The organism is Candidatus Hydrogenedentota bacterium, from assembly GCA_019695095.1.
Taxonomy (GTDB): domain Bacteria; phylum Hydrogenedentota; class Hydrogenedentia; order Hydrogenedentales; family SLHB01; genus JAIBAQ01.
In genome coordinates, this window is record JAIBAQ010000069.1 from 1 (window position 1) to 23,865 (window position 23,865).

Here is a 23,865-nt window from a genome sequence, read left to right on the forward strand (position 1 = left end):
CATGAGTCCCATGAGTCCCTTTCCCCGGCCACCCATCGAAAATTGACTTCAACCCGGACGGTTTGTATACTCTTCCAATTGTCTCGTGCAAACCAAGTTAGCCGGTTACGGGACTCGTATGCCCGGACGGGAGCAGTTGTGCTTTCGAATGCGGGCCGTGTTTTGTCGAAAAGCCGGTTTTTCTTGGAAAAGCAAGCGACTGGGGAGTCGCCAAGTGGTAAGGCATCGGCCTTTGGAGCCGACATCCGTAGGTTCGAATCCTACCTCCCCAACCACATAGTGTAACTTCAGGGACATCTGGACGGTGGCGTACTCAAAGAGCCTTAAAGTCTTCTGTGGAAATGCCTCACGCGCATTGGCCGAGGGCATCTGTGCGCATTTGGAAACCCCGCTGGGCAAGGCATCCGTCAGCTCATTCAGCGATGGTGAGATCAAGGTGCAGATCGGCGAGAACATTCGCGGAAGCGACGTGTTCATCTGCAACAGCACGAGTCCGCCCGTCAACACGAACCTGATGGAAATGTTGATCCTGATAGACGCGGCGCGGCGCGCGTCGGCGGAGCGCGTTACGGCGGTGGTTCCGTATTTTGGTTATGGCCGGCAGGACCGCAAAGACCGCCCGCGCGTACCGATTACGGCCAAGCTGGTATCCAACCTCATTGTGGCCGCCGGTGCGGACCGCGTCCTCACGGTGGATCTGCATTGCGGTCAGATCCAGGGGTTCTTCGATATCCCCGTGGATCACCTGAGCGCAGACGTCGTGTTCGTGAACTACTTTATCGAACGCGGTATCGACGACGTCGTTGTTGTGTCGCCCGACACGGGTAGCGTGGCGCGCATCCGCGAATTTGCGCGCCGGCTCGATGTGCCGCTGACCATCGTGGACAAGCGGCGTCCCAAAGAGAACGAAAGCGAAGTTATGAATGTCATCGGTGATGTGGCGGGGAAGCACGCCCTCATCTTCGACGACATGATCGATACGGCCGGAACGCTTGTGAAAGCGGCCCAGGCCATCAAAGACCGCGGCGCTATCGATGTCATCGCGTGTTCGACGCACCCCGTGTTCAGCGGTAATGCGGTCGAGCGCATTATGAATTCTGTGTTGGACGAAGTATTGGTGAGCGATTCGATTCCGTTGAAGGAAGATGCGTTGGCCTGCCCGAAGATTAAGACCTTGTCGATCGCGCCGTTGTTGGGCGAGGCCATCCGCCGTGTTCACCAGGAAGAATCGTTGAGCATCCTGTTCCGGTAATCCGCATTTTGTGCAGGCGCGGTTGAGCGCCGGCGTAAAATGTTCTCACGCAAGACGTTGAGGTTATGCCGCGAGGGTTCTTCGCGAACGCGCAAATGTTCGTGCGAGTTCGTGAAGAATCCGGGCTAAGACCGATTCGGAGGTAGACAGACCCATGGAACTGAAGACCCTCAAAGTGAACATACGTCAGGGTAAGGGCAAGGGCCCGGCCGGGCGTACACGCAACGGCGGAGACGTGCCGGGCGTGTTGTATGGCGGTGGAACCGACGTGCTCCACGTAACCGTCAACACGCGCGAATTCGGCAAAATCATCCAGGGCGGCGGCGAGCACGCAATCGTGCAGTTGGATGTTCAAGGCGATGCGTCCTTGAGCAGCCCGGCCTTGCTGAAGGAAGTGCAGCACCACCCCGTGCGCGGGCACGTGCTTCACGCCGATTTCCTGCGCATCCGTCTCGATGAGCGCATTACGGTGCTTGTCCCCGTCGTGTTGACCGGCCAATGCAAGGGCGTGGTCGACGGCGGCGTGGTGGACCACCAGCTCCGTGAAGTGGAAGTCGAGTGCTTGGCTCTCGACGTACCTGCTTCGTTGACGCTGGACATCACCGAGCTTGGCATTGGCGACAGTTGCCACGTGGACAAGCTGGTTGCGCCGGAAGGCGTCTCGATTGTCACTGACCCGGGCCGGGCCGTCGTGGTCGTTCAGGCTCCGCGCACCGTTCGCGCCGAAGGCGCCGAAGAGGGTGCCGCAGAGGGCGCCGAACCGGCATTGGTCGGCGACGAGAAGAAAGAAAAGTCCGACGACGACAAGTCCTAATTTGCCAGGAAGGGCGGCAGCGTGAAGCTTATCGTGGGACTGGGCAATCCGGGGCCACAATATCGAAACACGCGGCATAACGTGGGTTTCCGGGCGGTTGAGCGTGTCGCCGAAATGCTTGGCGTTATGTTCGACCAGGAGAAGTACGACGGACTCATCGCCAAGGGTCAGCGTGGAACGCACGCGATCCTGCTCTTGAAGCCGATGACGTATATGAACGTAAGCGGCGTTTCAGTGGCGGCGGCGGCCAAGAACCGCGTTGCCAACCCGCTGGACCTGTTGATTGTGACGGACGACATCAACCTGCCCTTGGGGCGGCTGCGGTTGCGCGAAAAGGGCAGCGCGGGCGGCCACAATGGGCTGAAGTCGATTATCGAACGTTTGGGCACGGATGAATTCCCCCGACTACGCATAGGCGTAGGGGATAAAGAACCCGGTACCGATCTTCGCGACCACGTGTTGAGTGGGTTCAGGCCGGAAGAGAAACCCGAAGTGGATCGCGCCATTGATTTGGCGGCCGCGGGAATCTTGGACTTCGTGGACCGCGGCGCGAGCCGCGCCATGACCGAACTGAACAAGAGACAAAGCGAGGATCGGCGCTCGTCGGAATCTGAATCCGGGGGCGGCCGCGGGGGTTCACGGCCGCGTACCGGGCCAGAGTAAAGGTGATTAGGTTTATGAAGCACACCATCAGCGTCTTGGTCGAGAACCACTTCGGCGTCTTGGCACGAGTCTCGGGGCTGTTCAGTGCCCGCGGCTACAACATCGACAGTCTTTGCGTGGGTGAAACCGAAGACCCAACGATCAGCCGGATGACCGTGGTGGTGCGGGGCGACGAGCGCGTCTTGGCTCAAATCGTAAAGCAACTTGAAAAGCTGGTCGACGTAATCAAAGTCATCGACCTCACGCAAGAGAACTATGTCGAGCGCGAGCTTGCCATGGTGCGCGTCGGCGTGAACGGCTCCAAGCGCGGCGAAGTCATTGAAATTGCCAACATCTTCCGCGCCAAGGTCGTCGACATGAGCAAAGACGCGATGGTAGTCGAGGCTACCGGTAGCGAAGACAAAGTGCAGGCTTTCATCGACATGATGCGGCCGTTTGGAATTCTTGAACTGGTGCGGACAGGTCGAATCGCGATCGCCCGTTCGGCCAAAAACCACGAGAAAGGGACATTGAATGGCTAAGATCTACTACGACAAGGATGCGGACAAGAGCATTCTTAAGAACAAGACGGTTGCCATTATCGGTTTCGGCAGCCAGGGCCACGCCCATGCGCAGAACCTGCGCGACAGCGGCGTCAACGTCGTGGTCGGCGAAGTCATCAAGGACGATAACCCCAATTACAAGGCTGCTCTCGACGCCGGTCTCCCCGTGATGACCGCCGCGGAAGCCACCAAGAAAGCCCAGATCATCGTCATTCTCGTGCCCGATACCATTCAGAAGATGGTGTACGAGAAGGAAATCCTGCCCAATCTCGACAAGGGCGACTCCCTTGTATTCGCCCACGGGTTCAACATTCACTTCAAGTGCATCGAGCCTTCGCCCGATGTCGATGTGTGGATGATTGCCCCGAAAGGCCCCGGTCACCTTGTTCGCGATGAGTTCGTGAAGGGCGCCGGCGTTCCTTGTCTCGTGGCCATCTACCAGAACTCCACCGGAAAGGCCCTCGATATCGCCCTTGCCTACGGATGCTCCATCGGTGGCGGACGCGGCGGAATCATTGAGACCACCTTCAAGGAAGAAACCGAAACCGACCTGTTCGGCGAGCAGACGGTGCTCTGCGGCGGTTCCGCGGCCCTTATCAAGGCCGGGTTCGAAGTGTTGGTCGAAGCCGGTTACCAGCCCGAGATCGCCTACTTCGAAGTCATGCACGAACTGAAACTCATTGTCGACCTGTACTACCGCGGCGGGTTGAAGTTTATGAACTATTCCGTGAGCGACACGGCGGAATACGGCGGTCTTTCCATCGGTCCGAAGATCATCACCGACGAGACCAAGAAGGTCATGCGCGATGTGTTAAAACGCATCCAAACTGGCGAATTTGCCAAGGAATGGCTCGCCGAATTCCAGTCCGGCGGCGCCACTTTCAAGAAGCTTCGCCAGCAGGACGCGGAGCACCCCGTGGAGAAGGTTGGGGCGGAACTCCGAAAGATGATGCCCTGGATTAAGTAACGGGGCGCCGCGGCGAAAGCCGCGGCGCTTTTTTTGTAGTATCGGAAAGTTGAATCACGATGTGTCGATGCGAACAATAGTAGGGTTGCTTGGCGCATAGCCTGAAACCGTTCGCGTGACGCGGATGTGTGGGTGCGGAGTGCGGAGTCGTGAGACTCCCCCCGCTGGGAGATCTTGATCGTTGAAGAATCTGTTGCCATTGCAGGAACTCGACCTCAAAATTGAGGCGTGCCGTGCGCGCGAACTTGAGATTCCAAAGCAAAAAGGAAAATTCGAAGTACAGCGGAAGCGTTTGCTCGCCGAGATACAGGAACGCGAAGGGGCGATGCGTGCGCTTCAACTGGAACAGCGCGAGTGCGAAACCGATATCTCCCAGCGGCAATCCCAGATCGGCAAGTACGAGCAGCAGCTCCTCTCCGTAAAGAAGAATGAGGAGTATCAGGCGCTGCTGCACGAAATTGACCAGTTAAAGAAGCAGATTTCGGCCAAAGAAGAACGCATCATCACGTTGCTGGTTGAACTGGACAGCGTGAAAGAGCATTTGGCGGAAGATAAGAAACGTATCGACGCGGAGCTGAAAGGAATCGACCGGCAATGCGCCGAAGTTGACGCCGAATTGGCCGAGGCCGTTGCCCAGCGCCAAGAGCTGGAAAACAAGCGCGGGCCGCTCGCCGAAAAGGTTGACGCTTCGCTGCTCAGCCGTTACAACCGGATTCGCTCCAGCAAGAAGGTCGGCGCCGCCGCCGTTCCGTTAAACGGCAGCAATTGCACCGGGTGCCACATGACGGTGACGCCGCAAGTTGTTAACGAGGTCCTGGCCGGAAAAGTGCACGCCTGCGCACACTGTGGAAGACTCCTCTATTTCAAGGATAACTTCCATCAAGACGGCGTGCAGTCCGCATAATTCTGGAAACCTATGCCTTTTCTAAAACGCAGACGTTTTGTATCGGTCATCGGCCGCAAAAGCAGCGTGCCGGATGGACTGTGGATCAAGTGTCCGGGCTGTGGTCAGCCCGTGAGCAGGACGGACGTCGAAGAGAACCAGTCCGTTTGCCCGGCGTGCGATTATCACCATCGCATTCCAGCTGACCGGCGCATTGAGTTCTTGCTGGACCCCGACTCGTTTGTCGAAACGCACACGAACCTCGAATCTCTGGATCCGCTTGGGTTCGTCGTGAAAGAAGAGGGCACTAAGTATTCGTATCTCGACAAGGTGGCCGATTCGCGCAAAAGATCCGGAGTGGGAGAGTCCATCGTGACCGGCATCGGCACGGTAGAAGGCGCGCGCGCCTCGTTCGGTGTCATGGAATTCTCGTTCCTGGGCGGAAGCATGGGATCGGCCATGGGCGAGAAGTTCTGCCGGGCGGCGCAAGACGCCATCCGCGAACGCATCCCCTACGTCGTGTTTTCCTCTTCCGGCGGCGCGCGCATGATGGAAGGTATTCTGAGCCTCATGCAAATGGCGAAGACTTCCGAAGCCGTCCGGCAACTGAACGAAGCCGGCATCCCGTACATCTCCGTGCTTACGCATCCGACCACAGGCGGCGTATACGCCAGCTTTGCGAGCCTGGGCGACATCATTCTGGCCGAGCCCAACGCACAGATCGGTTTCGCAGGGCCGCGTTTGATTGAAGGCGCTTTGAAGGTCAAGCTTCCTGAAGGATTTCAGTCCACCGAGTATCAGTATCAGAACGGGTTCGTAGACCGAATTGTGAATCGCACTGAAATGCGGAGCATTCTCGGAAAGTTGCTGCTCTACCTGAAACCTCAGTGAATCCACGAGAATATCTTGCCGGGCTCGAGTTCCACGGCATCAAGCTCGGCCTCGACAACATCACCTACCTTCTCAACCAGGCAGGCCGCCCTCATACGGCCTATCCGACCGTGCATGTCGCCGGTACCAATGGCAAAGGCAGTGTGGTTGCCATGCTGGACGCGATGTTGCGCGCAGCCGGCTATTGTGTGGGCCGCTTCACGAGTCCGCACCTGATTCAGCTCAACGAGCGCTTCATCATCAATGCACAGCCAATCGACGACGGGGAACTCGATTCTCAGATAGAGTACTTCCGAAATCTCGCGGAACAAAGGGACGCACCTCCCACGTATTTTGAACTATGCACGGCCATCGCCTTTCGATGGTTTCAACGACGTGAAGTGGATGCCGCGATCATCGAGGTGGGCATGGGGGGGAGATTCGATTCCACGAACGTCATCACGCCGCTTGCGTGTGCCATAACAAACATCGACTTGGAGCACACACAGTACCTTGGCGACACGCGCGCCAAGATCGCCTTCGAGAAAGCGGGGATCATCAAGCGAGGCGTGCCCACTGTCGTCTCGGAGAAGGACCGAGAACCGCTCGAAGTCATCCTCGCGCGAGCCCGCGATCTCGACAGCCGTTGTTATCTGCTGGGAGACGACTTCACGTACACGTTGGACGGAACAGTCCTGAATTCGCGTTTCACCTATCGCAGCAAGAGTCTGACCCTGTCGAACGTGTCGCTAGGCTTGGCCGGCCGTTATCAGGGCGAAAACGCCGCCGCCGCCGTCGCGCTGGCAGAACGCATTCAAACGTCTTTCCCCAATCTCACTGCCAACGCTATCCAGCGAGGCTTGGAGACGGCGCAGTGGCCTTGCCGGTTAGAGCGCGTCCTGGAGGCGCCGCCGGTATTTGTCGACGTCGCCCACAATCCCGCGGGCATGCGCAAGCTGGCCGCCGAACTAGGGTCGTGTATTGTGGTGATGGCGGTATCGTCGGATAAGGCGGCAGTGCAGATGTGCGACGCGATCGCGCCAGTAGCCCGCGAGTTGATCCTGACGCAGTACGCTGGGCACCGTGGATTACCCGTTGACGCTTTGTGCGCGGCAGCGGGCAACCACCGCAGCTTCCGGCGCGTTGAGCAATTGGACGACGCCATCGCCGCGGGCATGGCGCTTGCCTCAAACGATTGTCCTCTGGTCGTTACGGGCTCGGTCTTCACGGCGGGACAAGCGCGCGAGATTCTCATCGAGGATTACGGGGCCAAGCCGCTTCTCTTCTGAGGAACGGACTCAGCGAGGTTCGGCGAATAAAAGCGTGGCGAAGTCCAGTGTGTAGCATCGCTCGACGCCGAAACCGTATGGGCGCTTTGCCATGTGCGCCAAATAGGCGTCTTCTCTCCACCAACGGTACGGCAATTCGAAGATATATCCCCAGTCGGAGGGATCCTTTGGGACATTGAGTTCCTTTGCATTCGTATAGCCAGCCCAGCCCGCCGGATCGTCGAGGTATTTCACATAGAAATCCACGGCGTCTTTCAAGGTAGTAGCGTTTGATGAACGAAGGTCTCGGAGATCCGAATAGCCGTGTCGTTCGGCAAGATGGACGGCTTGTGTCATGCCTTCCAGAGCCATCAGCGTGTAGGTTCCCGCCTTTTCGTGGCGGCGCAGTTCCTTTGGAAGCCGGCCTTCCTTGCCAATTTGCCCCTTGATTCCGTGACGATAGTAATTCACCGCCGTCTGAAAGAGTTCAGGGTCTTCGAGCGCATGTCCCGCGCACATCAGGAACACGACCTGCCAATTGTGGTGGTTGTTCTTATAGAAGACCTCAGAGCGGCAGTACGAGACGAATGGTTTCAGCCAAGCGCGAAATGACTCAATCTCGTCTTGTTTAAGATAACCCTCTCCCTTAAGAAGGTCGAAAGCATACAGAAAGGACGGAAAACTATAGGTGATTACCAGTCGCGTATCGCCGCCCTGCGAGAGCGTGATAAATTCCCACCATTCCCCGCCATCGACCGGGTGTGTCAACGAATCCACCCAGGCGAACAGAAACTCCTTGGACTTTGCCGCATATGCTGTCTTGCCCGTCACCGCATAGGCGAGCGCAAGTGCATGCGCCGTACGCGCATCCTGACGCAACTGGCGAGTCAGCGTCTGCTGAGTCTCGCGCTTCGACGTGTAGTACCCCGGGATTTCCAGCTTCCCGGCAATAGGATTAGGAGTCGCCGACAACATCCCGTCCGCTGTGGAGACCAGTCCTGCGTATGCCGCCTTCAGAACCCCCGTATCATTCGCGACGTTGTCCTTGATTCGATTCAGGTCGTCGCGATTGACCAGCAGGTTTGGGCTTTCCCAAACTTCCCGCGGAACGGATTCCAACGTGGAATGGCCGCACGCGGAAAGACATGCGGTGAGCGCGAGCGTTGAGATGGCGAAGAGGACTCGGTCCTTGGAAAAGGCTTGTATGGAGGCTGTCTTCTGCTTCACCCAATTTCGACACACCGGCCTTTTTCGGCCGACTGGTAGAGCGAATCGATTACCGTCATGTTTGCGATGGCATCTTCAATTGGCCAGCGCGTGGAGGCGTGTGTCCGGCACGCATTGCCGAAGTCCTCGACTTCAAGCAGGTAGGTGTTTGCTCCGGGGATTCGTACGGTTTCTTCGTGTTCGCCGCGTTTGATGGTATACGTGGCGAAGTCCTCTCCGGGGAACCAAGGCTTGGGTATGGTGATGATTCCTTCCGAACCTTCAATCTCGACGTAGCTTCGGTCGTATTGCTCGAAACTGCACTCAAAGTGGCTCAGCAATCCGTTGGGAAACTCCAACACGCCGATCATCGTGCCGTCCACGCCCTCGCGCCGCGCGATCGCAGCCGCACGAATTGGCTCCGTTCCCGCGATCAGCCTTGACACGTTGACGCAGTAGCAGCCCACATCCATCAGCGAACCGCCGCAGAGTTCCTTGCTCCAGCGAATGTTCGTGCGGTCGGGCAGGCGAAACGCGAACGCGCTGCGTATGGCCATCACCTGACCGATTTCACCGGATGTGATGGATTGCAGCACGCGGTCGTACATTGGATGGTAGCGATACATAAATGCTTCCGCCAGGGGCAGATGGGTGCGCGCGGCCACCGCAGCCACTTCACGCGCCTCTTTCGCGGAGATGGTGAAGGGCTTTTCGCACAACACCGGCAATCCCGCATCTAACGCGCGAATGGTCCACTCGGCGTGCATGCTGTTCGGCAGGGGGTTGTACACGGCGTCGATTTCGCCCGAATCCAACATTTCCTGGTACGAGCCAAAGACACGCGGGACGCCGTACTCGCGGGCCCACTCGCTTGCGCGCGTCCACTCGCGGCTCGCAACCGCCTGAACACAGTTTCCCTTAGCGTCGCCGATGGCCCGGAGCAGGGAGCGCCCAATGTGCGCGGTGCCGAGAATGCCCCACCGAATCACACTACTCATCTTGCGCTCCCCCTTGCCGCACACGCGCTACCGGCGGCAGCCTGTGTTACTGGTTAAGCTTAACGAACTCTGCCTTCTTGATACTGTCCAGGTTCGGGAACTGCGAGTCAAGTACTCCGTTCCCAGTACTCTCAATTGCGTTTTGCAGTCTCGAAAGCTTTTCGCCGTACCCCGAGTAAAACTTGTCGGCGACGTCCATACCCGACACTACCTTGCCGAAGGGGGCAAATCCCATGCTATCCAATCGGCGATTATCGCCGTAATTAATGAAGATCTGCGTCGTTCGCGAATTCCGTCCGCTGGTTGCGAACGTAACGGTACCTCTCACATTCGATTCCCGTACCGGATCGTCAAGGATATTGTCATTCGCCCATTTATCTGAAAGTTTCGGGTCGCCTGAAATGCCAAATTGGGCGATAAAACCTTCTACGACGCGAAAGATACGAATATCCGTGTAGAAGCCCAGTTTCACCAATTCGTAGAAACGTTCGACGCCCAAGGGCGCCCACTCGCGATGGCATTCGATAACGACGTCTCCGTTTGTGCACTGCAGCACTACCTGGAAGACATCCGGCGCTTTCTCGGGCATCTCAGCCCTGTCGATAATCGTGTATGCCGCGCTTTTGGCCGGCTCACCATCGGCTGGCTTTGTCTCGCCGGTTTCAGTTGACGTTGCTGTTCCCTTTTCTGCCTCAGCCTTTTCCGCGGCCTCCGCTTGATTGAGTCGCTGCGTCGACTGCTTAATCTCTTCAAGGCGCTCTGCCGTCAGACGGCTGGTCTTGAAGTTATACACGTATCCAACGACGGCAATACCTGCCACCAGCACCAAGGCAACCTTTACGCCCGCCTTCACGGTAACCTCCACCTGCCGCTTTATTGCGGCTATTCTTCCAGTTCACCCTGGGGGAATGACCCCAGAATCTTAAGCTCTTTGCAGTATCGGGACAATGACTCAAGTGCCGCCGCTATATGCGGCTCTTCGCAGTGGCCCAGCAAATCGATGAAGAACACATAATCCCACGCGCGTTTCCGCGATGGCCGCGATTCGATGCGCGTCAGGTTGATTCCGGCCTTCGCAAACGGCGTGATGATCTCAAACAAAGTACCCGGCTTGTCGACAATGGAACAAACGACGACCGTCTTGTCCTTCCCAGTTGGCTTCGCATTGTGGCGGCCAATGACAAAGAAGCGCGTAAAATTGTTCGCGCTGTCTTCGATGCCGCGCACAAGTACCCGAATGTTGTACGTTTCCGCGGCCAATTCGCTTGCGATAGCCGCCGACCCCGGATTGTTCGAAGCAATGCGGGCGGCCTCCGCTGTGCTCGAAACCTCGATAAGCTCGGCATTCGGGAGATTGGCCTTAAGCCAATTCCTGCACTGCACGAAGGGTTGTGTCTTCGAGTATACGCGCTCGATGCCGTCAAGCGGCACGTTCGACAGGAGGTTCTGGCTGACGTGGATCATCAATTCGTTCACGATCCGCAAATCGGAGGAGATAAAGCGATCCAAGGTATCGCCAATGGTTCCGCCCATGGCCGTTTCGACGGGCACGACCCCGTAGTCGGCTCGCTTGCGTTCCACTTCCGTGAACACGTCATCAACCGTTACCAGCGGCAGGTATTCCGATTGGGCTCCAAACATACGCAACGCGGCAATATGGCTGAAGGTGTCGCGCGGTCCCAGAAACGCAATTGTCAGGGGCTCTTCAAGTGCGCGGATAGCGCTAATGACTTCCCGGTAGATGGATTTGATGGCCCCGTTCGGCAACGGCCCGGGGTTGCAGCCGCGCATCTTGTCGTATACGGCGCGCTCGCGCTCCGGTACGTAAAACGACTCGCCCTTGGATCGCTTGATATCGCCAATCTCCATGGCATGCTGCGCCCGCTCGTTGAGCAGTTGCAGAATCTGCATATCCAAGGCATCAATTCGATCGCGCAGTTCGTCCAGTGTCACTTCTCGTCTCCATCCAGGATCTTCAGCGGGGCCGCGCTCACCATGAAATCTCGTGACCGTCCCGTCTGAAACCGGATATGCGCGCGCTGCTTGTTCCCACTACCCGACGTGTACATCACCACGCCTTTTCCAAACTGGGCGTGCCATACTTTGACACCCATCTTCAACCGGCCCGGTTCGGTCCGCGGCGCATCGGGCCGCGCACGGACAACCCGTGGATCATCATCCCCCCTTGGCCGCACAAAGGTCAACCGGTCGTGACCAATTTCGGCGACGAAACGGGATACCTCCCGGTTGCCATGCTCCCCGTAGAGCAGACGCCTTCTCGCGGAACTCAACACGAGACTATCTCGCGCGCGCGTCATCGCAACATAACAAAGACGGCGCTCTTCCTCGATTTCCCTGGCGGATTCTTTTGCGGACGCGTGTGGAAGCAGGCCTTCCTCCAAACCTATCAAGAACACGTGATCGAACTCAAGACCCTTGGCGCTGTGACAGGTCACGAGCGTCACGGCGGGTGTATTCGCATCCCAGGTATCCACATCGGATATCAACGCCAAGTCCTGCAAGAACGAGAGCAGATCTCCGCCCTTGCGCTCGTCGTACTCAACGCACGCCGACAGGAATTCGTCGATCAGTTCCACGCGCGCTTTCGCGTCCTTTTCATCGGAGGCCGCGACGTGTTCGCGATATCCGGTCTTATTCAGGAGAAGTTCAACGACCTCCTTTACAGGTTTAGTCTTCGCGGCGAGGGCCAAATCGTCGATTATGTGAACGAAAGCGGCCGCCCCTTCCCGAGCGCGAGATGACAGGGACAGGTCCATCTCCACTTCACGCAGTACAGACAGCAACGGCTGTTGCCGTTTGGCGGCATACTCCTCGATGTGTTCGAGCGAAGTCGCGCCCAGGCCGCGCGGCGGCACATTCACGACGCGCCGTACGGATACGTCGTCCGATGGGTTCACCGCCAGCCGCAAGAACGCCAGGATGTCCTTGATCTCCTTGCGCCCGTAGAACTGCACGCCCCCCACGACGACATAGGCGATACCCTTCCGCCGAAGGGCCTCTTCCATTAAGCGCGACTGGCCATTTGTACGGAAGATTACGGCCACACTTCCGGGTCTGAGTTTGCGGGAGATTAGATCTTCCACCACGAACCGCGCCTCGTCGTCGCCGTCCTCTGCTTCGTAATACCGAACGGGCTCGCCTTCGCGGCGGTCGGTCTTCAGGGTCTTACCGATTCGCTGTTCATTGTTGCTGACGAGCGAATTGGCAGACGCCAGAATGGGGGCCGTGCTGCGGTAGTTTTGTTCCAGCCGATATACCGTCGTCTCCGGGAAGTCACGTTCGAAGTCGAGGATGTTCCGGATGGTTGCGCCCCGCCACGAGTAGATCGCTTGATCCTCGTCGCCCACCGCAAACAGGTTACCGTGCTCGGCGCACAGTCCTTTGGCAATACGATACTGTGCGTGGTTTGTGTCCTGATACTCGTCGACGAGGACATAGCGGTAGCGGTCTTGGTACTTCCTGCGAAGATCCGGGAAGTCTTCGAGCATACGGACAAGCAGTACAAGCAGATCGTCGAAATCGACCGCCCCGGTCCGCCACAAGGCAGATTCGTACTTGCGCCACAGATCGACTCGCAGGCCGTCGGAGTCGCGGGTCTCCGCTTCGGTCGAGTCCGGCATTAGTACGTCTTGCTTCTGCCGGCTAATCCACCACAAAACCTCGCGAGGAGACAGGCTGCGCGGGCTGGAGGCGTCTTGCATGAGGTGCTTCATCAACGACAACTGGTCCGCATCGTCGAAGATGGTCAGGTTCTTGTTACGGCCCAGCTTGTCGGCATCTCGCCGAAGCGCGAAGAGTCCGAACGAATGAAACGTCCCTACCCAGGCAGGCACCGTCTCGACGTCCAGCCGCTGGGCGACACGGCCGCGCAGCTCTCCAGCGGCTTTGTTTGTGAACGTTAACGCCAGAATATTGCGCGCATCGACTCCGCGTTCGGAAACGAGCCAAGCCATGCGCTCGACAATCACGCGCGTCTTTCCCGAGCCGGCTCCGGCCAGTACCAGGGCCGGGCCGCGCGGATGTTCGACCGCGCGCCGTTGAGCATCGTTGAGCATTCGAGTTTTGCCTTGAAATTATCAGTTTACGACGAGAAGCAAAACAGGCATGTTAGCGCCGAATTCGTGTAATTTCAACGAGTTGGCGCGTATTTCTTTCCGGTTCAACATTTGACGGCCTTGTAGGCACGTGGTAAGATGAATACGAAGGCCTGACTGTGGACTGGGGAGTGCTATTCAATGGAACCTGTTAGCCGACGTGGCTTTACGCTCATCGAACTTTTGACCGTAATCGCTATTATCGCCATTTTGGCATCGATTACGGCCGTTGCCCTTCCTCGGGTGCTCGAAAAAGCCCGAATCGCGCGAACCGAAGCCGATATGAAGCAGGTCGCCACCGCCCTGACTCAGTATATGACGGAACACAACAGTTTTCCGCCTGCTTACGGGTTTAAGCTGTGGCCGCCTCAGCCCGAGAACGATCCCTCATACGTTCCGCAATTTCGGCACACGGCGTATGTCGCGGACATTAACTTGCTTAAGGTGTTCGACGTTTACGATTACTGGTCCGAATCGCACGACACCAACGGAGATAAACAGATATCTTATCTGGAGTTTTCGCCAATAGACGGGCGAGACTGTACCAGCCTAGATACAGAGCTGCCATTTCCTCTCGATCCTGCCGCTGCACTGTGCGGCAACCAGGGCAAGCAGATGAACGAGAAACGTCCCTTTGCCTACATCCCATATTTCTCAAAGCACCTGGATCGATTGAAGAAGCGACTAGCAGCAACGTATCAAACTGAACCTTACCCGTTGGCGTGGCTTGGGGAGACATGGGCCGAAGTTGATAACGATCCAAGTCAACCGCTAATGCCGTCGCAAATGATTCCACCTCCTAGATATGACGGATTTGTACTTCTCAGTGTCGGGCCGGAGAATAACTCTCATGGTATTCTTGTGCCGCCAGGACCAAGTGGCGATGCCTTTGATGAGGCGTTTTTTGGGCAACCGTCTGGATCTGGTCTCACTGGCGATATGCTCTATATTCTTGGGTTGCGTGCCGCATTCCTCGGTACGCGTGACGCAAATGATAACGGGAATTTGGATTTCGATTTTCGCGCACGCACCCGGAGTAAGGAAGGCAGGGACGAAGGCTGGGTCCTGCCAGATCGTTCCGCCCAGGGTGGACCGCTGCTGCTGAAATACTAAGCGCAACTAAGCGCTGTAATCGCTGCGGAACAGCCGCCGCCGGTTTCCCGGCGGCGGTTACTATTTCAGACCCAGCACATCCTGCATGTCGTAGAGGCCCGGCTTCGCCGTCGTGACAAACCGCGCCGCGCGCAACGACCCACGCGCGAAATTGTCGCGGTTGTGCGCCTTGTGGACCAACTCGACCCGCTCGCCGTTTCCGATAAAAGACACGGTGTGTTCACCCACGACATCGCCTCCGCGCACGGCATGCATGCCAATCTGGCGCGACGGACGCGCCCCCACAATTCCCTCGCGGCCATGCGCCGTATCCTTCGCGTAGTCGAGGCCCAAGGCTTCCGCCGCGCGCTCGGCCAAACGCACCGCCGTGCCGCTGGGGCTGTCCTTCTTGAGGTTGTGATGTACCTCGACAATCTCAACGTTGTAGTCGAGCCCAAGAATGGCCGCGACTTCGCTGGTCAACTTGAAGAGCAGATTCACGCCGACACTCATATTGGGCGCCAGGACGATGGGAACTTTGGTAGCAGCCGCGGCAATCTCCGCTTTCTGAGACTCGGTGATGCCGGTTGTGCCAATTACAATGGGCTTGTTGGCAGCCGCAGCCGCCTTGACGTTCTCCAATGTGGCGGCAGGAGCCGTAAAGTCGATCAGCGCATCCGAAACGGCCAGCGCCTCCGAGACGCCCGGCAGCAGGGTAAGTGTTTGCGGCTTGCCCGATTCGGTACCCACTGTGATCTGTGTGCCCGACGCGGCCGGGAGATCGAACACGCCTCCAATCTCCAGACCCTCCGCGATGGCCAGTTCCAGGATGCGGCGGCCCATCCGGCCGCAGGCGCCTGCTACTGCAATTTTCACGGCGCGCTCCTTATACCGTCGCGAATTGCGAGTAGATGGCTTCGAGTTTCGCGAAAATCTCCTTGCGCATCGGCGTCAATGGGGGACGCAGGTAATTCTCAATCAATCCCATCTTGGCGAGCAGTGCCTTCACCGGCATCGGATTCGTTTCCAGGAACAGACCTTTGAACAAGGGGTACAGTTTGTAGTGGATGCGCTGCGCTTCGGCGTAGTTGCCTTTGTCGAATTCGGAGCACATCGCGGCAACCTGCTTCGGCGCCACATTTGCCGCGACCGACACCACGCCCGTCGCGCCGACTGCCATCATCGGAAGGGTCAATGAATCGTCGCCCGAGAGGATGGTGATATCGCAGATGCTGTGAATGTCGCAGACCTGGTCCACGCTCCCGCACGCTTCCTTGATGGCGACCACATTCGGAATCTTCGAAAGCGTGGCAATGGTCTCGGGGGCGATTTTTGTGCCGGTGCGGCCGGGCACGTTGTAGAGCATGATGGGGATGTCGACCGCTTGCGCGATCGAACCGAAATGCAGAATCTGGCCTTCCGCGGTGGGCTTGTTGTAGTAGGGCGTGATGAGCAGCGCGCCATCCGCGCCGACTTCCTTCGCGTATTTCGTGAGCGAAAGGGCCTCTTTGGTGTTGTTGGAGCCGGTACCCGCGATGACCGGGATTCGGCCCGCGACCCGCTCAATCGTGAACCGAATGCACTTCTGCTGTTCTTCGTGACTCAGGGTGGCGGCTTCGCCGGTGCACCCGCAGGGGACGATGCCATCGGTGCCTTGTTCGAGGTGGAAGTCGATCAGCCTGCCGTACGCGTCGAAATCGATTTCAAAATTACTCTTGAATGGCGTTACGACAGCGACAATAGATCCGCGAAACATGGTTTCAGTCTCCTGAACGTGGGTGGATTTCGGGGGCACTACGCTAGACTGCGCGCATTGTCCGAGTCCGGTGATTTGTGAAATTGTACTGCATGGATCAAAGGCTTTGCTACAAGAAGAGGCCAGTCCACTCCGGTTCCCCAATCACCCCCTTTGTACCGGGCTGCTCGCCCGGAGGACTCAGAACGGCGTTTCATCCTCTTCATACTCCTCCGGGGATGCATACGCAGGAGGGGCCATCGCCCCCGGCGGGGGAGTCCCATGCGATTGGCCTCCCATCGGGTCCGTGAACCGCTGAAGGTTCCGGTCGAAAAACAGGTCCAGCTTTCCCGTCGGGCCGTTACGTTGCTTGGCGATGTTTACGTGTATCAGCTTGTCGTGCGAAGAATCCTCTTCCTCTTCGTCGTCCGACCCCGCGCGCTTGTGCACCGGCGGGCGCGATAGCATCAGCACCACGTCCGCGTCCTGCTCGATGGCTCCCGATTCGCGCAGGTGCGACAACTTCGGCAGGCCGCTATCGTCGCGCTCCGCTTCGCGGCTGAGCTGAGAGAGGGCGATCACGGGTACACGCAGTTCGCGCGCAATTCCCTTGATAGATCGCGAAATCTCTGAAATCTCTTGCTGCCGGTTTTCGTTCCGGCCAGGACTGCGCATGAGCTGGAGGTAGTCGATAATAATCAAGTGCAGTTCGTTTTGCGCCGCATGCCTGCGCGCTTTCGAACGCAATTCGAGGATACCCATGTTCGGCGTATCGTCGATATAAATGGGTGCGTTACTGAGCTTAGCCGCGGCAGGGATTAGTTTCGAGAACTCGTCCTTCGCAAGGAATCCCGTGCGCAGGCGTTTCGAGTCGATGCGCCCTTCCATGCAAAGCAGGCGTTGGACCAACTGCTCCTTTGCCATTTCCAGGCTGAAGACTAGCGCAGATTTTCCCTCATGGATAGCCACGTGCGAGGCGATGTTCAGCGCGAACGCCGTCTTGCCGACCGAAGGCCGCGCCGCCAACACGATCATGTCCGAAGGCTGCAAACCCGAAAGCATCTCGTCGAGCTTGCTGAACCCTGTTGGAAGACCGGTGTACCCCGTGTGAGACTTGATGATCGACTCAATGCGCTTTATGGAGTCTTCAAGCAAGTCAGAGACTTTGTAGACGGGGTTTAGCTGGCGCGACTCGGCTATCGAGAAGATGGATGCCTCGGCCCGGTCGAGCAGTTCATTGACGTCGCCTGTCGCGCCGTAGGCCTCGCCCGCCGCCGTGGTGCACGCGCTGATAAGGCGCCGAAGCACCGCCAGATCCAACACAATGCGAGCGTAATACTCGATGTTCGCCGACGTCGGCACGGCCCCCGTCAGCTCGGCGATGTAGCTCGCCCCGCCGACGGCTTCCAAGTTGCCGTGCTGGCCCAACTGCTGCATCAACGTCACGCCGTCGACGGGTACATTCTCGCGAAACAAGGCCATGACGGCCTCGTAGATATGCTGGTGCGCCTCGGAATAGAACACGTCCGAAGCGTTTTCCTTGAGGATTTCTATTGCGGTCCCGACTGCGTCGGGATTCAGCAGCATGGCCCCCAAGCACGAACGCTCCGCATCGATATTGTGCGGAGGGGTCCGGTCAAAGACAGGCTTGGCTGGCTTCCGCGGCTGCTGCTTGGCCACCTTATTCGGTCGCCTCCTCCTCGAGCTTCTTCACCCATACCTTGATGTTGGCTTCGACGCCTTTCGCAAGCTTTGCCGGCACCGTGAAGATTCCGAGCGTACGAATCGGCTCCTCGATGTGGATGTTCTTGCGATCGACCTGGTAGCCCTTCTCGGCCAAGCCTTCCGCAATTTGCGCCGCCGTGACGCTGCCGAACAGCTTGTCTTCTTCGCCCGCTCGCATCGTGAACTCGATGGTCAACGCTTCGATCTTCTTCGCGAGTTCCGTCATCTCCGCGCGGTGCTTTTCTTCACGGCGCTTGATGATACGCATCTCGTGTTCGATCTGCTTTGCGCTGTCCGATTCGGCAGGCACCGCCATCTTGCGAGGCAGCAGATAATTCCGGGCATATCCTTCCGCCACCTTGACGGTCGAACCCATTTCGCCCAAGTTGGGTACGTTTTCACACAGGATGACCTTCACAACGTCCTCCTCTCCTTGCATCCATTCGTATCTGCAAGGCCATTGAATCCAAACTCAATTTCATTTAAATGCCGGTTCCGGGCGGCCCCTGCTGCCCATCCTCGCGCGCGTTACGGGCCGCAAGCATGGCGTCGAACTTGCCCCGGTAGTCGCCCCATGTGTCAAAAAGGCCGGCCAATGCCAATACAGGCAGGACTCCCATGTTGACCAGGACAACTACGAACACGAAAACCAGCAGCAACGTGGTCACCGTCGGTTGAAGTGTCCGAATGCCGTACATTGCTATCGACAGTCCGTTGAACCAATACACGGCCGTCAGCACAACCGCCGCATTCCACGCCACAAAGCGTATGCCCAACTCCGGCCAGCGATGATCGGCGAAACACAAGAGCGCCGTTACTATGGCGCCCCACACCAGCCACTCGGTCGGCCGCATGTCCTTGAAGGAGCCTGCAAATCCCGCTTCTCCCCGCCACAACCTCAAAACATAGTTTGTAATCGTGATGTAGATGCAGGAAACCGCAAGCGCAAACAGGGAATTCAAGCCCAATCCGAAAGCCGCCTTGTTTTGGCTCAGCCACGCCAGCCCTTCGAGCTGTTGATTGGCCACGCTTTCGTCGCCTTCGGCGCTACGCGCGTGGATCATGAGACGGAACTCTTCAATTGTGCCGTCGACCTGGGTCTTCCAGAGTTCCCACTCCAAAACGACGCTCAAGGTCAGAATTACGAACAACAAACCGGCTACTGCATAGGCGGTTTTCGAATAACTCCACTTCCGTGCGTGCGCCGTGGCCGCGGCCAATCCCGGGGCGCTCAACAGCGCATACGTCAGCACCGAATACAACAATAACGCGCGCCGTTGAAGATCCGCCGTAGGATTGTCATCCTGACTGGCCGCATACAACCCGACTCCGAAAAATGCGGCCAGCAGGAGCAAAACAAGCAGCGCAACCCAGCCGCGCCCCCGAATCAACGCAACCGCGATGACGATGGGGCTAAGGCCTAGGAGCAGAGCGCCGCAGGCTCCAAACACTGCCATTGATACCACCGCAATAATAAGTAAAAGCAGTTGCATGGCTTTGCCGGGAGCCGTCCCGGTCTCGTTCCTAGTCCGCGACGAACGGTAACAACGCAATCTGCCGGGCCAACTTGATGGCTTTCGTCAGCATGCGTTGATGTCGGGCCGTGGCGCCCGTGATCCGGCGCGGAATTATCTTCCCGCGTTCGGTCACATAATGCTTGAGCAGAGCGATGTCCTTGTAGTCGATATAGACTACCCGGTCGACGGTCAACCGGCAGACCTTGCTCCGGGACTGCGTCTTCTTCTTTTTCTTACGGGTCTTTGCTTTTGCCCGCATCATCATCTGGGCCATACCATTTTCTCCTGTTCGAAGGCCTTAGAACGGGATGTCGTCCTCTGGGATAGGTTCCTCAGCGGGGCGAGAATCGGATCGTCCGCCACCGGAACCGCCGCCTTGACGGTCCGCCCAATCGAGTTGCTGCACGCGCTCCGCCGTGATCTCAATGCCGGTGCGCTTCTGACCTTCCTTATCCTGGAAGTCATAGCTGCGAAGAGAACCTTCAACCAGAATCGGCCGGCCCTTCTTCAGCGAGTCGTTGCAGTACTCGGCGGTTTTGCCCCAGGTCGTGACGTTGATGAACAACGTCTCCTCTTTTCGTTCCCCATCCTTGGTGTAGAAACGGGAAACCGCGAGCCCCAGTTTGCATATAGACATGCCCGAAGGCAGCGAACGCAATTCCGGATCCCGCGTCAGACGACCCGCGAGCAGCACCTTGTTCAAACTGGGCATTCTGAGGTCTGACATCGATCATAGCCTCCGAGGTCGTTATTGCCTAGTCGGAATCGTCGTCATCATCGCGATCGCGGCGCCGGCGCCGGGGTGGACCGTCGTCATCGTCATCGTCATCATGCCGTCGGCCACGGCGCGGACCATCGTCGTCGTCATCGTCCCGGTCGCGATCCGCGTGAGCGGCGCTCGCCCGCAGATCGGCTTCCGTGCGCTTCTTCTGCTCCTCTTCGAGGCGCAGGGTCTTCTCGTCGAAGTACACAATCAGATCCCGGATGATGTTTTCCGACAACCGAAAATGGTTCGAGAGGCGGGCAACGAAAGCGGCGGTCGCCTGAAAACGGAGAAGTACGTACACTCCTTCCGTGAACTTCTTGACCTCGTAGGCCATCTTCCGCTTGCCCCAGTTCTCCGAGCGCACGATAGTACCGCCATTCGTGGCGATGAGGTTTTCCACCTCTTTCGCTACCGTCTGGATCTCATCGTCCTTCAGATCAGGACGGACGATGTAGAGCGCTTCGTAAGTACGCAATGCATTCACCTCCTTCGCAATTGAGCTAATGGTTGCTCCGGTCCATTTGGACGCAGAATGGTAAAGTGTAGCAAACATCCGGTTCCGGCTCAACTTCTTCGCCGCATGTCATTGGCCCGCAACCTGTGCTATGCTCTTTGGACACGTTCCTGGCAGGTATCCAACGACAAGAAAGCCGGAGCGAAGGCTGCGCGCTGCGACGGACTCTGGCCGCCGTATTGTCCGAAGCCCAAGCTCCGCCCACGAGAGGATGACCGTTGTGATCGAGTTTTTAAGCCGTGCCTCTTCGCTTCACGCCATCGTGGTGCATTTCCCTGTCGCGCTCTCCATCGTTGCCATTCCGCTTGTATACCTCTGTGCGGCGGGCCGCGGCGAGCGCAACGACCTCCGATGGGTGGCATTCGGGTGCTACGTCATCGTACTTATCACGTCATTCCTGGCCGTCCAGACCGGACACGGCGCCATGGACCATATACCGTCGTCGATGTCGTCCGAAGTCTGGTCGACGGTTGAACGCCATGAGGTTATGGCGGAGAAGGTGTGGATTTTCGCGTTGATTACCGCGGCCCTGATTGCGCTGAGCGCCCTGCGCATACGCACCGTACGCATAGCTGCCGCGAGCCTGGCGGTCATTTCCAGCGTCTTGACCGCGGGATGGGTTGGTATCACCGGGCACTTTGGCGGTACTTTGGTCTACGAATACGGCGTCGGCACACCCGCCATGCATGCTTCAGCGGAGACTCCCGCGCGGAATCTGGCGCCAGTCCCGCAGCCTGAACCCGCCGCAACGCCCGTGACGGAAACTCCGGCTCCGGTGGAACCACCGGCCGCTCCTGAGGCGCCGATGGCCCCCGCGTCCGATCCGGCGGTTGCGCCTGCCCCGGCACCCGAGCCCGCTCCAGCCCCGGCCCCGGCCCCAGAAGCTCCGATACCGGCTCCTGAGACTCCCGCGCCGGCGGTAACTACTCCAGCAACTCCGGAAGTCGCACCCGAATCGCCCGTGGGAACTGAGTCGCCTTCTGCAGAAGCCCTGATTCCCGCGATACGGGATTATGCTCCGGAGGAGGCCAAGCTCGTCAGTTATAAGAAGGACGTTGCCCCGATCTTCGAGCTACACTGTGTCGAATGCCACAACCCCGACAAGTCCAAAGGCGATTTCGATGTGACCACCGTGTCGACGCTTTTGCTCCCGGGTAAGAAAGCAGGTCCTGGTGTTGTGCCGGGTAAACCAGACGAGAGCTCGGTCGTCGAGTATATCCGCGGCGCAAAGCGCCCGCAGATGCCAAAAGGCGAGGCGCCAATCAGCGAGCAGGAACTTCACATCATTCGTATGTGGATTGCCGCTGGCGCAGTCGATGATTCCGCGCAACCCACTCTGCCCGCGACCGAAACCGCCGAGGCAGCACCGGCGGTTCCTGCGCAATAACCGCGCGCGGAAGACTTCAAAAGTTGACGGACTTCGAGCAACGCCGTAGCATACTGCCTATGAAGAAGAAACCTCCGGTACAACTGGAGTTCGCATTACGCGACGAGACGCTGTTGAGTCGCGAGTTGGAAGAACGCATCGGCACGCCCGTCATGGTCACCCTTACCGACAACGCGTCGACCGTGATGTCGATGCGTCGCAACCGCGCGGATGGAAGTCTTACGCTGCGGCTCCACCACATGTTCCTTTACGCGACGGGTACGGTAGTCGCGGCGCTTGCCGCTTGGATCAAGCGTCCGCGATGCAAGCGCTCCGGCGCGGTCATCGATGCCTTTATTCGCGAGAACCGGCACATGGTCCGGCGAGTCGCGAAGCCGGTTCGCGACCTTCGCACATCAGGCGCTGTCTACGACCTTCGACAAATGTACGAGGAACTCAATAGCGCCCATTTCGAGGGTGCAGTCGCCGCCGCCATAACCTGGGGCAAACGTCCAGCACCGCGCCGCCGCCGTTCCATCCGATTCGGCAGTTACTCACGCGACGAAAATCTCATCCGCCTCCATCCGTATCTCGACCAAGACTTCGTGCCGGAGTTTTTCGTGCGCTATGTGGTCTTTCACGAAATGTTGCACGCCTATCTCGGAATTGAAGAGTCGGAATCAGGACGCCGCCGCATCCATACACCGCAATTTAACCGATTGGAACGTCGCTACCCCGATTACGAAAAGGCGGATGCGTGGCAGCGAAACCCAGCTAACTTGCGCCGCTTGCTGCGCTGAGGTCCTGCTCTCGCCATGAAACACGGCCATTCTGACTCTAACTTCGTCCTGCGCGGGGCACGGTGGGTGATCTATGCCTCTGTTCTGACGGCCGCATTCTTCGTCACGATGGGCATTGCCTACACGTGGGTCGTTCAAACGGGGCGTGCGGAGCTTCAAAAGCGTTCACGTACAATCGATACGGGTTCTGAGGCCGAGCTGCTTGAAGATCTGCGTCAGGAGACCAAGGGGCTTTTCAATGAGCTGGACCAGCGCGCGGTCCATGAGAAACGCGCCACTCCATCGACAATGTTCACCGACTGGTTGCAGAAAGACTTCAACTCCAAGCTTAGCGATTTAAGGCGTCGAATCCAGGATGCCCCCCTCTCCGGCGACAGCCTCTCCACGCTTCTCGTCGCTACAGACGGGATTTCTGCCTGGGCTAAGCGCCCTGCCGATGACCAGCTTCGCGCGAATGTCTCCGATGCGATCATGGCTGCGGAAGACGCCGTTGACCAGAGAATTGGGGCGCTTCGGGCAGGTCTTGCGCGGTAGCCGTCCCTTACCCCAATCCTTTGGGGTGTCTGGGAGGGAGTGTTCAGGCTCTGGAGTTTTGCCTTTGCGTTTAGGGGCACTTCCCCCGTACACTTGGCGACAATGGTTCAAGGTGGCGCCCAAATCGGTTTGGGCTCAACTGTCAATAGTCTATCTGACAAATCTGCGATGATTGTGATGATTGCGCAACTCAGCGGTAGTAATGACGAGGTTGGACAACGGATGAAGGTTGCAGTAG

General features: G+C 58.1%; 25 protein-coding genes and 1 tRNA gene. 13 read left to right on the forward strand and 13 right to left on the reverse strand.

Annotated features, from left to right (window positions below; all coding sequences use genetic code 11):
- Positions 1–200 precede the first annotated feature (200 nt).
- From K1Y02_12895 to K1Y02_12935, 9 genes are all read left to right on the forward strand, one after another.
- Positions 201–275 (forward strand) — tRNA-Gln (locus K1Y02_12895).
- A 29-nt stretch (positions 276–304) separates the two neighbouring features.
- A complete protein-coding gene (locus tag K1Y02_12900; protein MBX7257254.1) occupies positions 305–1,252 on the forward strand; it encodes a ribose-phosphate pyrophosphokinase in 948 nt (315 codons plus the stop codon).
- Positions 1,253–1,406: 154 nt separating this feature from the next.
- Positions 1,407–2,066 (forward strand): 50S ribosomal protein L25, encoded by a 660-nt coding sequence (locus K1Y02_12905; GenBank protein MBX7257255.1) that lies wholly within the window; start codon positions 1,407–1,409, stop codon positions 2,064–2,066.
- 21 nt (positions 2,067–2,087) lie between these two features.
- On the forward strand, positions 2,088–2,729 hold the full coding sequence (gene pth, locus K1Y02_12910) for an aminoacyl-tRNA hydrolase (GenBank protein MBX7257256.1): 642 nt from the start codon (positions 2,088–2,090) through the stop codon (positions 2,727–2,729).
- Between the two features lie 14 nt (positions 2,730–2,743).
- Entirely contained in the window at positions 2,744–3,250 is a 507-nt protein-coding gene (gene ilvN, locus K1Y02_12915; protein ID MBX7257257.1) for an acetolactate synthase small subunit, read from the forward strand.
- The gene (gene ilvC / locus K1Y02_12920) at positions 3,243–4,238 is read left to right on the forward strand and encodes a ketol-acid reductoisomerase (protein MBX7257258.1); all 996 of its coding nucleotides are present in this window, start codon (positions 3,243–3,245) and stop codon (positions 4,236–4,238) included. Before ilvN ends, ilvC begins: the two co-directional genes overlap by 8 nt.
- A 181-nt stretch (positions 4,239–4,419) precedes the next feature.
- A complete protein-coding gene (locus tag K1Y02_12925; GenBank protein MBX7257259.1) occupies positions 4,420–5,142 on the forward strand; it encodes a hypothetical protein in 723 nt (240 codons plus the stop codon).
- A 12-nt stretch (positions 5,143–5,154) separates the two neighbouring features.
- Positions 5,155–6,012 (forward strand): acetyl-CoA carboxylase, carboxyltransferase subunit beta, encoded by an 858-nt coding sequence (gene accD / locus K1Y02_12930; GenBank protein MBX7257260.1) that lies wholly within the window; start codon positions 5,155–5,157, stop codon positions 6,010–6,012.
- Complete coding sequence (locus K1Y02_12935; protein ID MBX7257261.1) at positions 6,009–7,280, forward strand: bifunctional folylpolyglutamate synthase/dihydrofolate synthase; 1,272 nt, start codon at positions 6,009–6,011, stop codon at positions 7,278–7,280. Before accD ends, K1Y02_12935 begins: the two co-directional genes overlap by 4 nt.
- A 9-nt stretch (positions 7,281–7,289) precedes the next feature.
- Here the strand turns inward: K1Y02_12935 and K1Y02_12940 are convergent, their stop codons facing one another.
- The 5 genes from K1Y02_12940 to K1Y02_12960 form a co-directional block, all read right to left on the reverse strand.
- On the reverse strand, positions 7,290–8,486 hold the full coding sequence (locus K1Y02_12940; protein MBX7257262.1) for an alginate lyase family protein: 1,197 nt from the start codon (positions 8,484–8,486) through the stop codon (positions 7,290–7,292).
- Positions 8,483–9,463 carry a Gfo/Idh/MocA family oxidoreductase gene (locus K1Y02_12945; GenBank protein MBX7257263.1) on the reverse strand — a complete coding sequence of 327 codons (981 nt, stop codon included), beginning with the start codon at positions 9,461–9,463 and terminating at the stop codon, positions 8,483–8,485. Before K1Y02_12945 ends, K1Y02_12940 begins: the two co-directional genes overlap by 4 nt.
- A gap of 46 nt (positions 9,464–9,509) precedes the next feature.
- Positions 9,510–10,052 (reverse strand): peptidylprolyl isomerase, encoded by a 543-nt coding sequence (locus K1Y02_12950; GenBank protein MBX7257264.1) that lies wholly within the window; start codon positions 10,050–10,052, stop codon positions 9,510–9,512.
- A 293-nt stretch (positions 10,053–10,345) separates the two neighbouring features.
- Entirely contained in the window at positions 10,346–11,416 is a 1,071-nt protein-coding gene (pheA, locus tag K1Y02_12955) for a prephenate dehydratase (protein MBX7257265.1), read from the reverse strand.
- Complete coding sequence (locus tag K1Y02_12960; protein ID MBX7257266.1) at positions 11,413–13,539, reverse strand: UvrD-helicase domain-containing protein; 2,127 nt, start codon at positions 13,537–13,539, stop codon at positions 11,413–11,415. Before K1Y02_12960 ends, pheA begins: the two co-directional genes overlap by 4 nt.
- A gap of 180 nt (positions 13,540–13,719) precedes the next feature.
- Here K1Y02_12960 and K1Y02_12965 point away from each other — a divergent pair, with 180 nt between their 5' ends.
- Positions 13,720–14,691, forward strand: a complete 972-nt coding sequence (locus tag K1Y02_12965) for a prepilin-type N-terminal cleavage/methylation domain-containing protein (protein ID MBX7257267.1) — start codon at positions 13,720–13,722, stop codon at positions 14,689–14,691.
- Between the two features lie 60 nt (positions 14,692–14,751).
- Here K1Y02_12965 and dapB read toward each other — a convergent pair whose 3' ends face one another.
- From dapB to rpsF, 8 genes are all read right to left on the reverse strand, one after another.
- Positions 14,752–15,546 carry a 4-hydroxy-tetrahydrodipicolinate reductase gene (dapB, locus tag K1Y02_12970; GenBank protein MBX7257268.1) on the reverse strand — a complete coding sequence of 265 codons (795 nt, stop codon included), beginning with the start codon at positions 15,544–15,546 and terminating at the stop codon, positions 14,752–14,754.
- A gap of 10 nt (positions 15,547–15,556) precedes the next feature.
- Entirely contained in the window at positions 15,557–16,426 is an 870-nt protein-coding gene (dapA, locus tag K1Y02_12975) for a 4-hydroxy-tetrahydrodipicolinate synthase (GenBank protein MBX7257269.1), read from the reverse strand.
- Positions 16,427–16,606: 180 nt separating this feature from the next.
- Positions 16,607–17,992 (reverse strand): replicative DNA helicase, encoded by a 1,386-nt coding sequence (gene dnaB / locus K1Y02_12980; protein ID MBX7257270.1) that lies wholly within the window; start codon positions 17,990–17,992, stop codon positions 16,607–16,609.
- Between the two features lie 94 nt (positions 17,993–18,086).
- A complete protein-coding gene (rplI, locus tag K1Y02_12985) occupies positions 18,087–18,548 on the reverse strand; it encodes a 50S ribosomal protein L9 (GenBank protein MBX7257271.1) in 462 nt (153 codons plus the stop codon).
- 64 nt (positions 18,549–18,612) lie between these two features.
- The gene (locus K1Y02_12990; protein MBX7257272.1) at positions 18,613–19,587 is read right to left on the reverse strand and encodes a YybS family protein; all 975 of its coding nucleotides are present in this window, start codon (positions 19,585–19,587) and stop codon (positions 18,613–18,615) included.
- A gap of 67 nt (positions 19,588–19,654) precedes the next feature.
- The gene (gene rpsR / locus K1Y02_12995; GenBank protein ID MBX7257273.1) at positions 19,655–19,921 is read right to left on the reverse strand and encodes a 30S ribosomal protein S18; all 267 of its coding nucleotides are present in this window, start codon (positions 19,919–19,921) and stop codon (positions 19,655–19,657) included.
- Between the two features lie 24 nt (positions 19,922–19,945).
- The gene (gene ssb / locus K1Y02_13000) at positions 19,946–20,374 is read right to left on the reverse strand and encodes a single-stranded DNA-binding protein (protein MBX7257274.1); all 429 of its coding nucleotides are present in this window, start codon (positions 20,372–20,374) and stop codon (positions 19,946–19,948) included.
- A 28-nt stretch (positions 20,375–20,402) separates the two neighbouring features.
- On the reverse strand, positions 20,403–20,888 hold the full coding sequence (gene rpsF / locus K1Y02_13005) for a 30S ribosomal protein S6 (GenBank protein MBX7257275.1): 486 nt from the start codon (positions 20,886–20,888) through the stop codon (positions 20,403–20,405).
- A gap of 259 nt (positions 20,889–21,147) precedes the next feature.
- Between rpsF and K1Y02_13010 the strand changes: the two genes are divergently transcribed.
- From K1Y02_13010 to K1Y02_13020, 3 genes are read left to right on the forward strand one after another with little or no spacing between them, the layout of a single operon-like run.
- A complete protein-coding gene (locus tag K1Y02_13010; protein ID MBX7257276.1) occupies positions 21,148–22,314 on the forward strand; it encodes a hypothetical protein in 1,167 nt (388 codons plus the stop codon).
- 59 nt (positions 22,315–22,373) lie between these two features.
- On the forward strand, positions 22,374–23,093 hold the full coding sequence (locus K1Y02_13015) for a DUF45 domain-containing protein (protein ID MBX7257277.1): 720 nt from the start codon (positions 22,374–22,376) through the stop codon (positions 23,091–23,093).
- 15 nt (positions 23,094–23,108) lie between these two features.
- The gene (locus tag K1Y02_13020; protein MBX7257278.1) at positions 23,109–23,627 is read left to right on the forward strand and encodes a hypothetical protein; all 519 of its coding nucleotides are present in this window, start codon (positions 23,109–23,111) and stop codon (positions 23,625–23,627) included.
- Positions 23,628–23,865 lie beyond the last annotated feature (238 nt).

Excerpts from the sequence above, each read along its gene's own strand:
- K1Y02_12960 (MBX7257266.1), bottom strand. The coding sequence starts at position 13,539 with ATGCTCAACGATGCTCAACGGCGCGCGGTCGAACATCCGCGCGGCCCG.
- K1Y02_12950 (MBX7257264.1), bottom strand. The coding sequence starts at position 10,052 with ATGCCCGAGAAAGCGCCGGATGTCTTCCAGGTAGTGCTGCAGTGCACA.
- K1Y02_12965 (MBX7257267.1), top strand. The coding sequence starts at position 13,720 with ATGGAACCTGTTAGCCGACGTGGCTTTACGCTCATCGAACTTTTGACC.
- ilvC (MBX7257258.1), top strand. The coding sequence starts at position 3,243 with ATGGCTAAGATCTACTACGACAAGGATGCGGACAAGAGCATTCTTAAG.
- rpsR (MBX7257273.1), bottom strand. The coding sequence starts at position 19,921 with ATGGCCCAGATGATGATGCGGGCAAAAGCAAAGACCCGTAAGAAAAAG.
- dnaB (MBX7257270.1), bottom strand. The coding sequence starts at position 17,992 with ATGCTGCTGAATCCCGACGCAGTCGGGACCGCAATAGAAATCCTCAAG.
- K1Y02_12990 (MBX7257272.1), bottom strand. The coding sequence starts at position 19,587 with ATGGCAGTGTTTGGAGCCTGCGGCGCTCTGCTCCTAGGCCTTAGCCCC.
- K1Y02_13015 (MBX7257277.1), top strand. The coding sequence starts at position 22,374 with ATGAAGAAGAAACCTCCGGTACAACTGGAGTTCGCATTACGCGACGAG.
- ssb (MBX7257274.1), bottom strand. The coding sequence starts at position 20,374 with ATGTCAGACCTCAGAATGCCCAGTTTGAACAAGGTGCTGCTCGCGGGT.
- K1Y02_13020 (MBX7257278.1), top strand. The coding sequence starts at position 23,109 with ATGAAACACGGCCATTCTGACTCTAACTTCGTCCTGCGCGGGGCACGG.
- K1Y02_12945 (MBX7257263.1), bottom strand. The coding sequence starts at position 9,463 with ATGAGTAGTGTGATTCGGTGGGGCATTCTCGGCACCGCGCACATTGGG.
- K1Y02_12905 (MBX7257255.1), top strand. The coding sequence starts at position 1,407 with ATGGAACTGAAGACCCTCAAAGTGAACATACGTCAGGGTAAGGGCAAG.
- ilvN (MBX7257257.1), top strand. The coding sequence starts at position 2,744 with ATGAAGCACACCATCAGCGTCTTGGTCGAGAACCACTTCGGCGTCTTG.
- accD (MBX7257260.1), top strand. The coding sequence starts at position 5,155 with ATGCCTTTTCTAAAACGCAGACGTTTTGTATCGGTCATCGGCCGCAAA.
- dapA (MBX7257269.1), bottom strand. The coding sequence starts at position 16,426 with ATGTTTCGCGGATCTATTGTCGCTGTCGTAACGCCATTCAAGAGTAAT.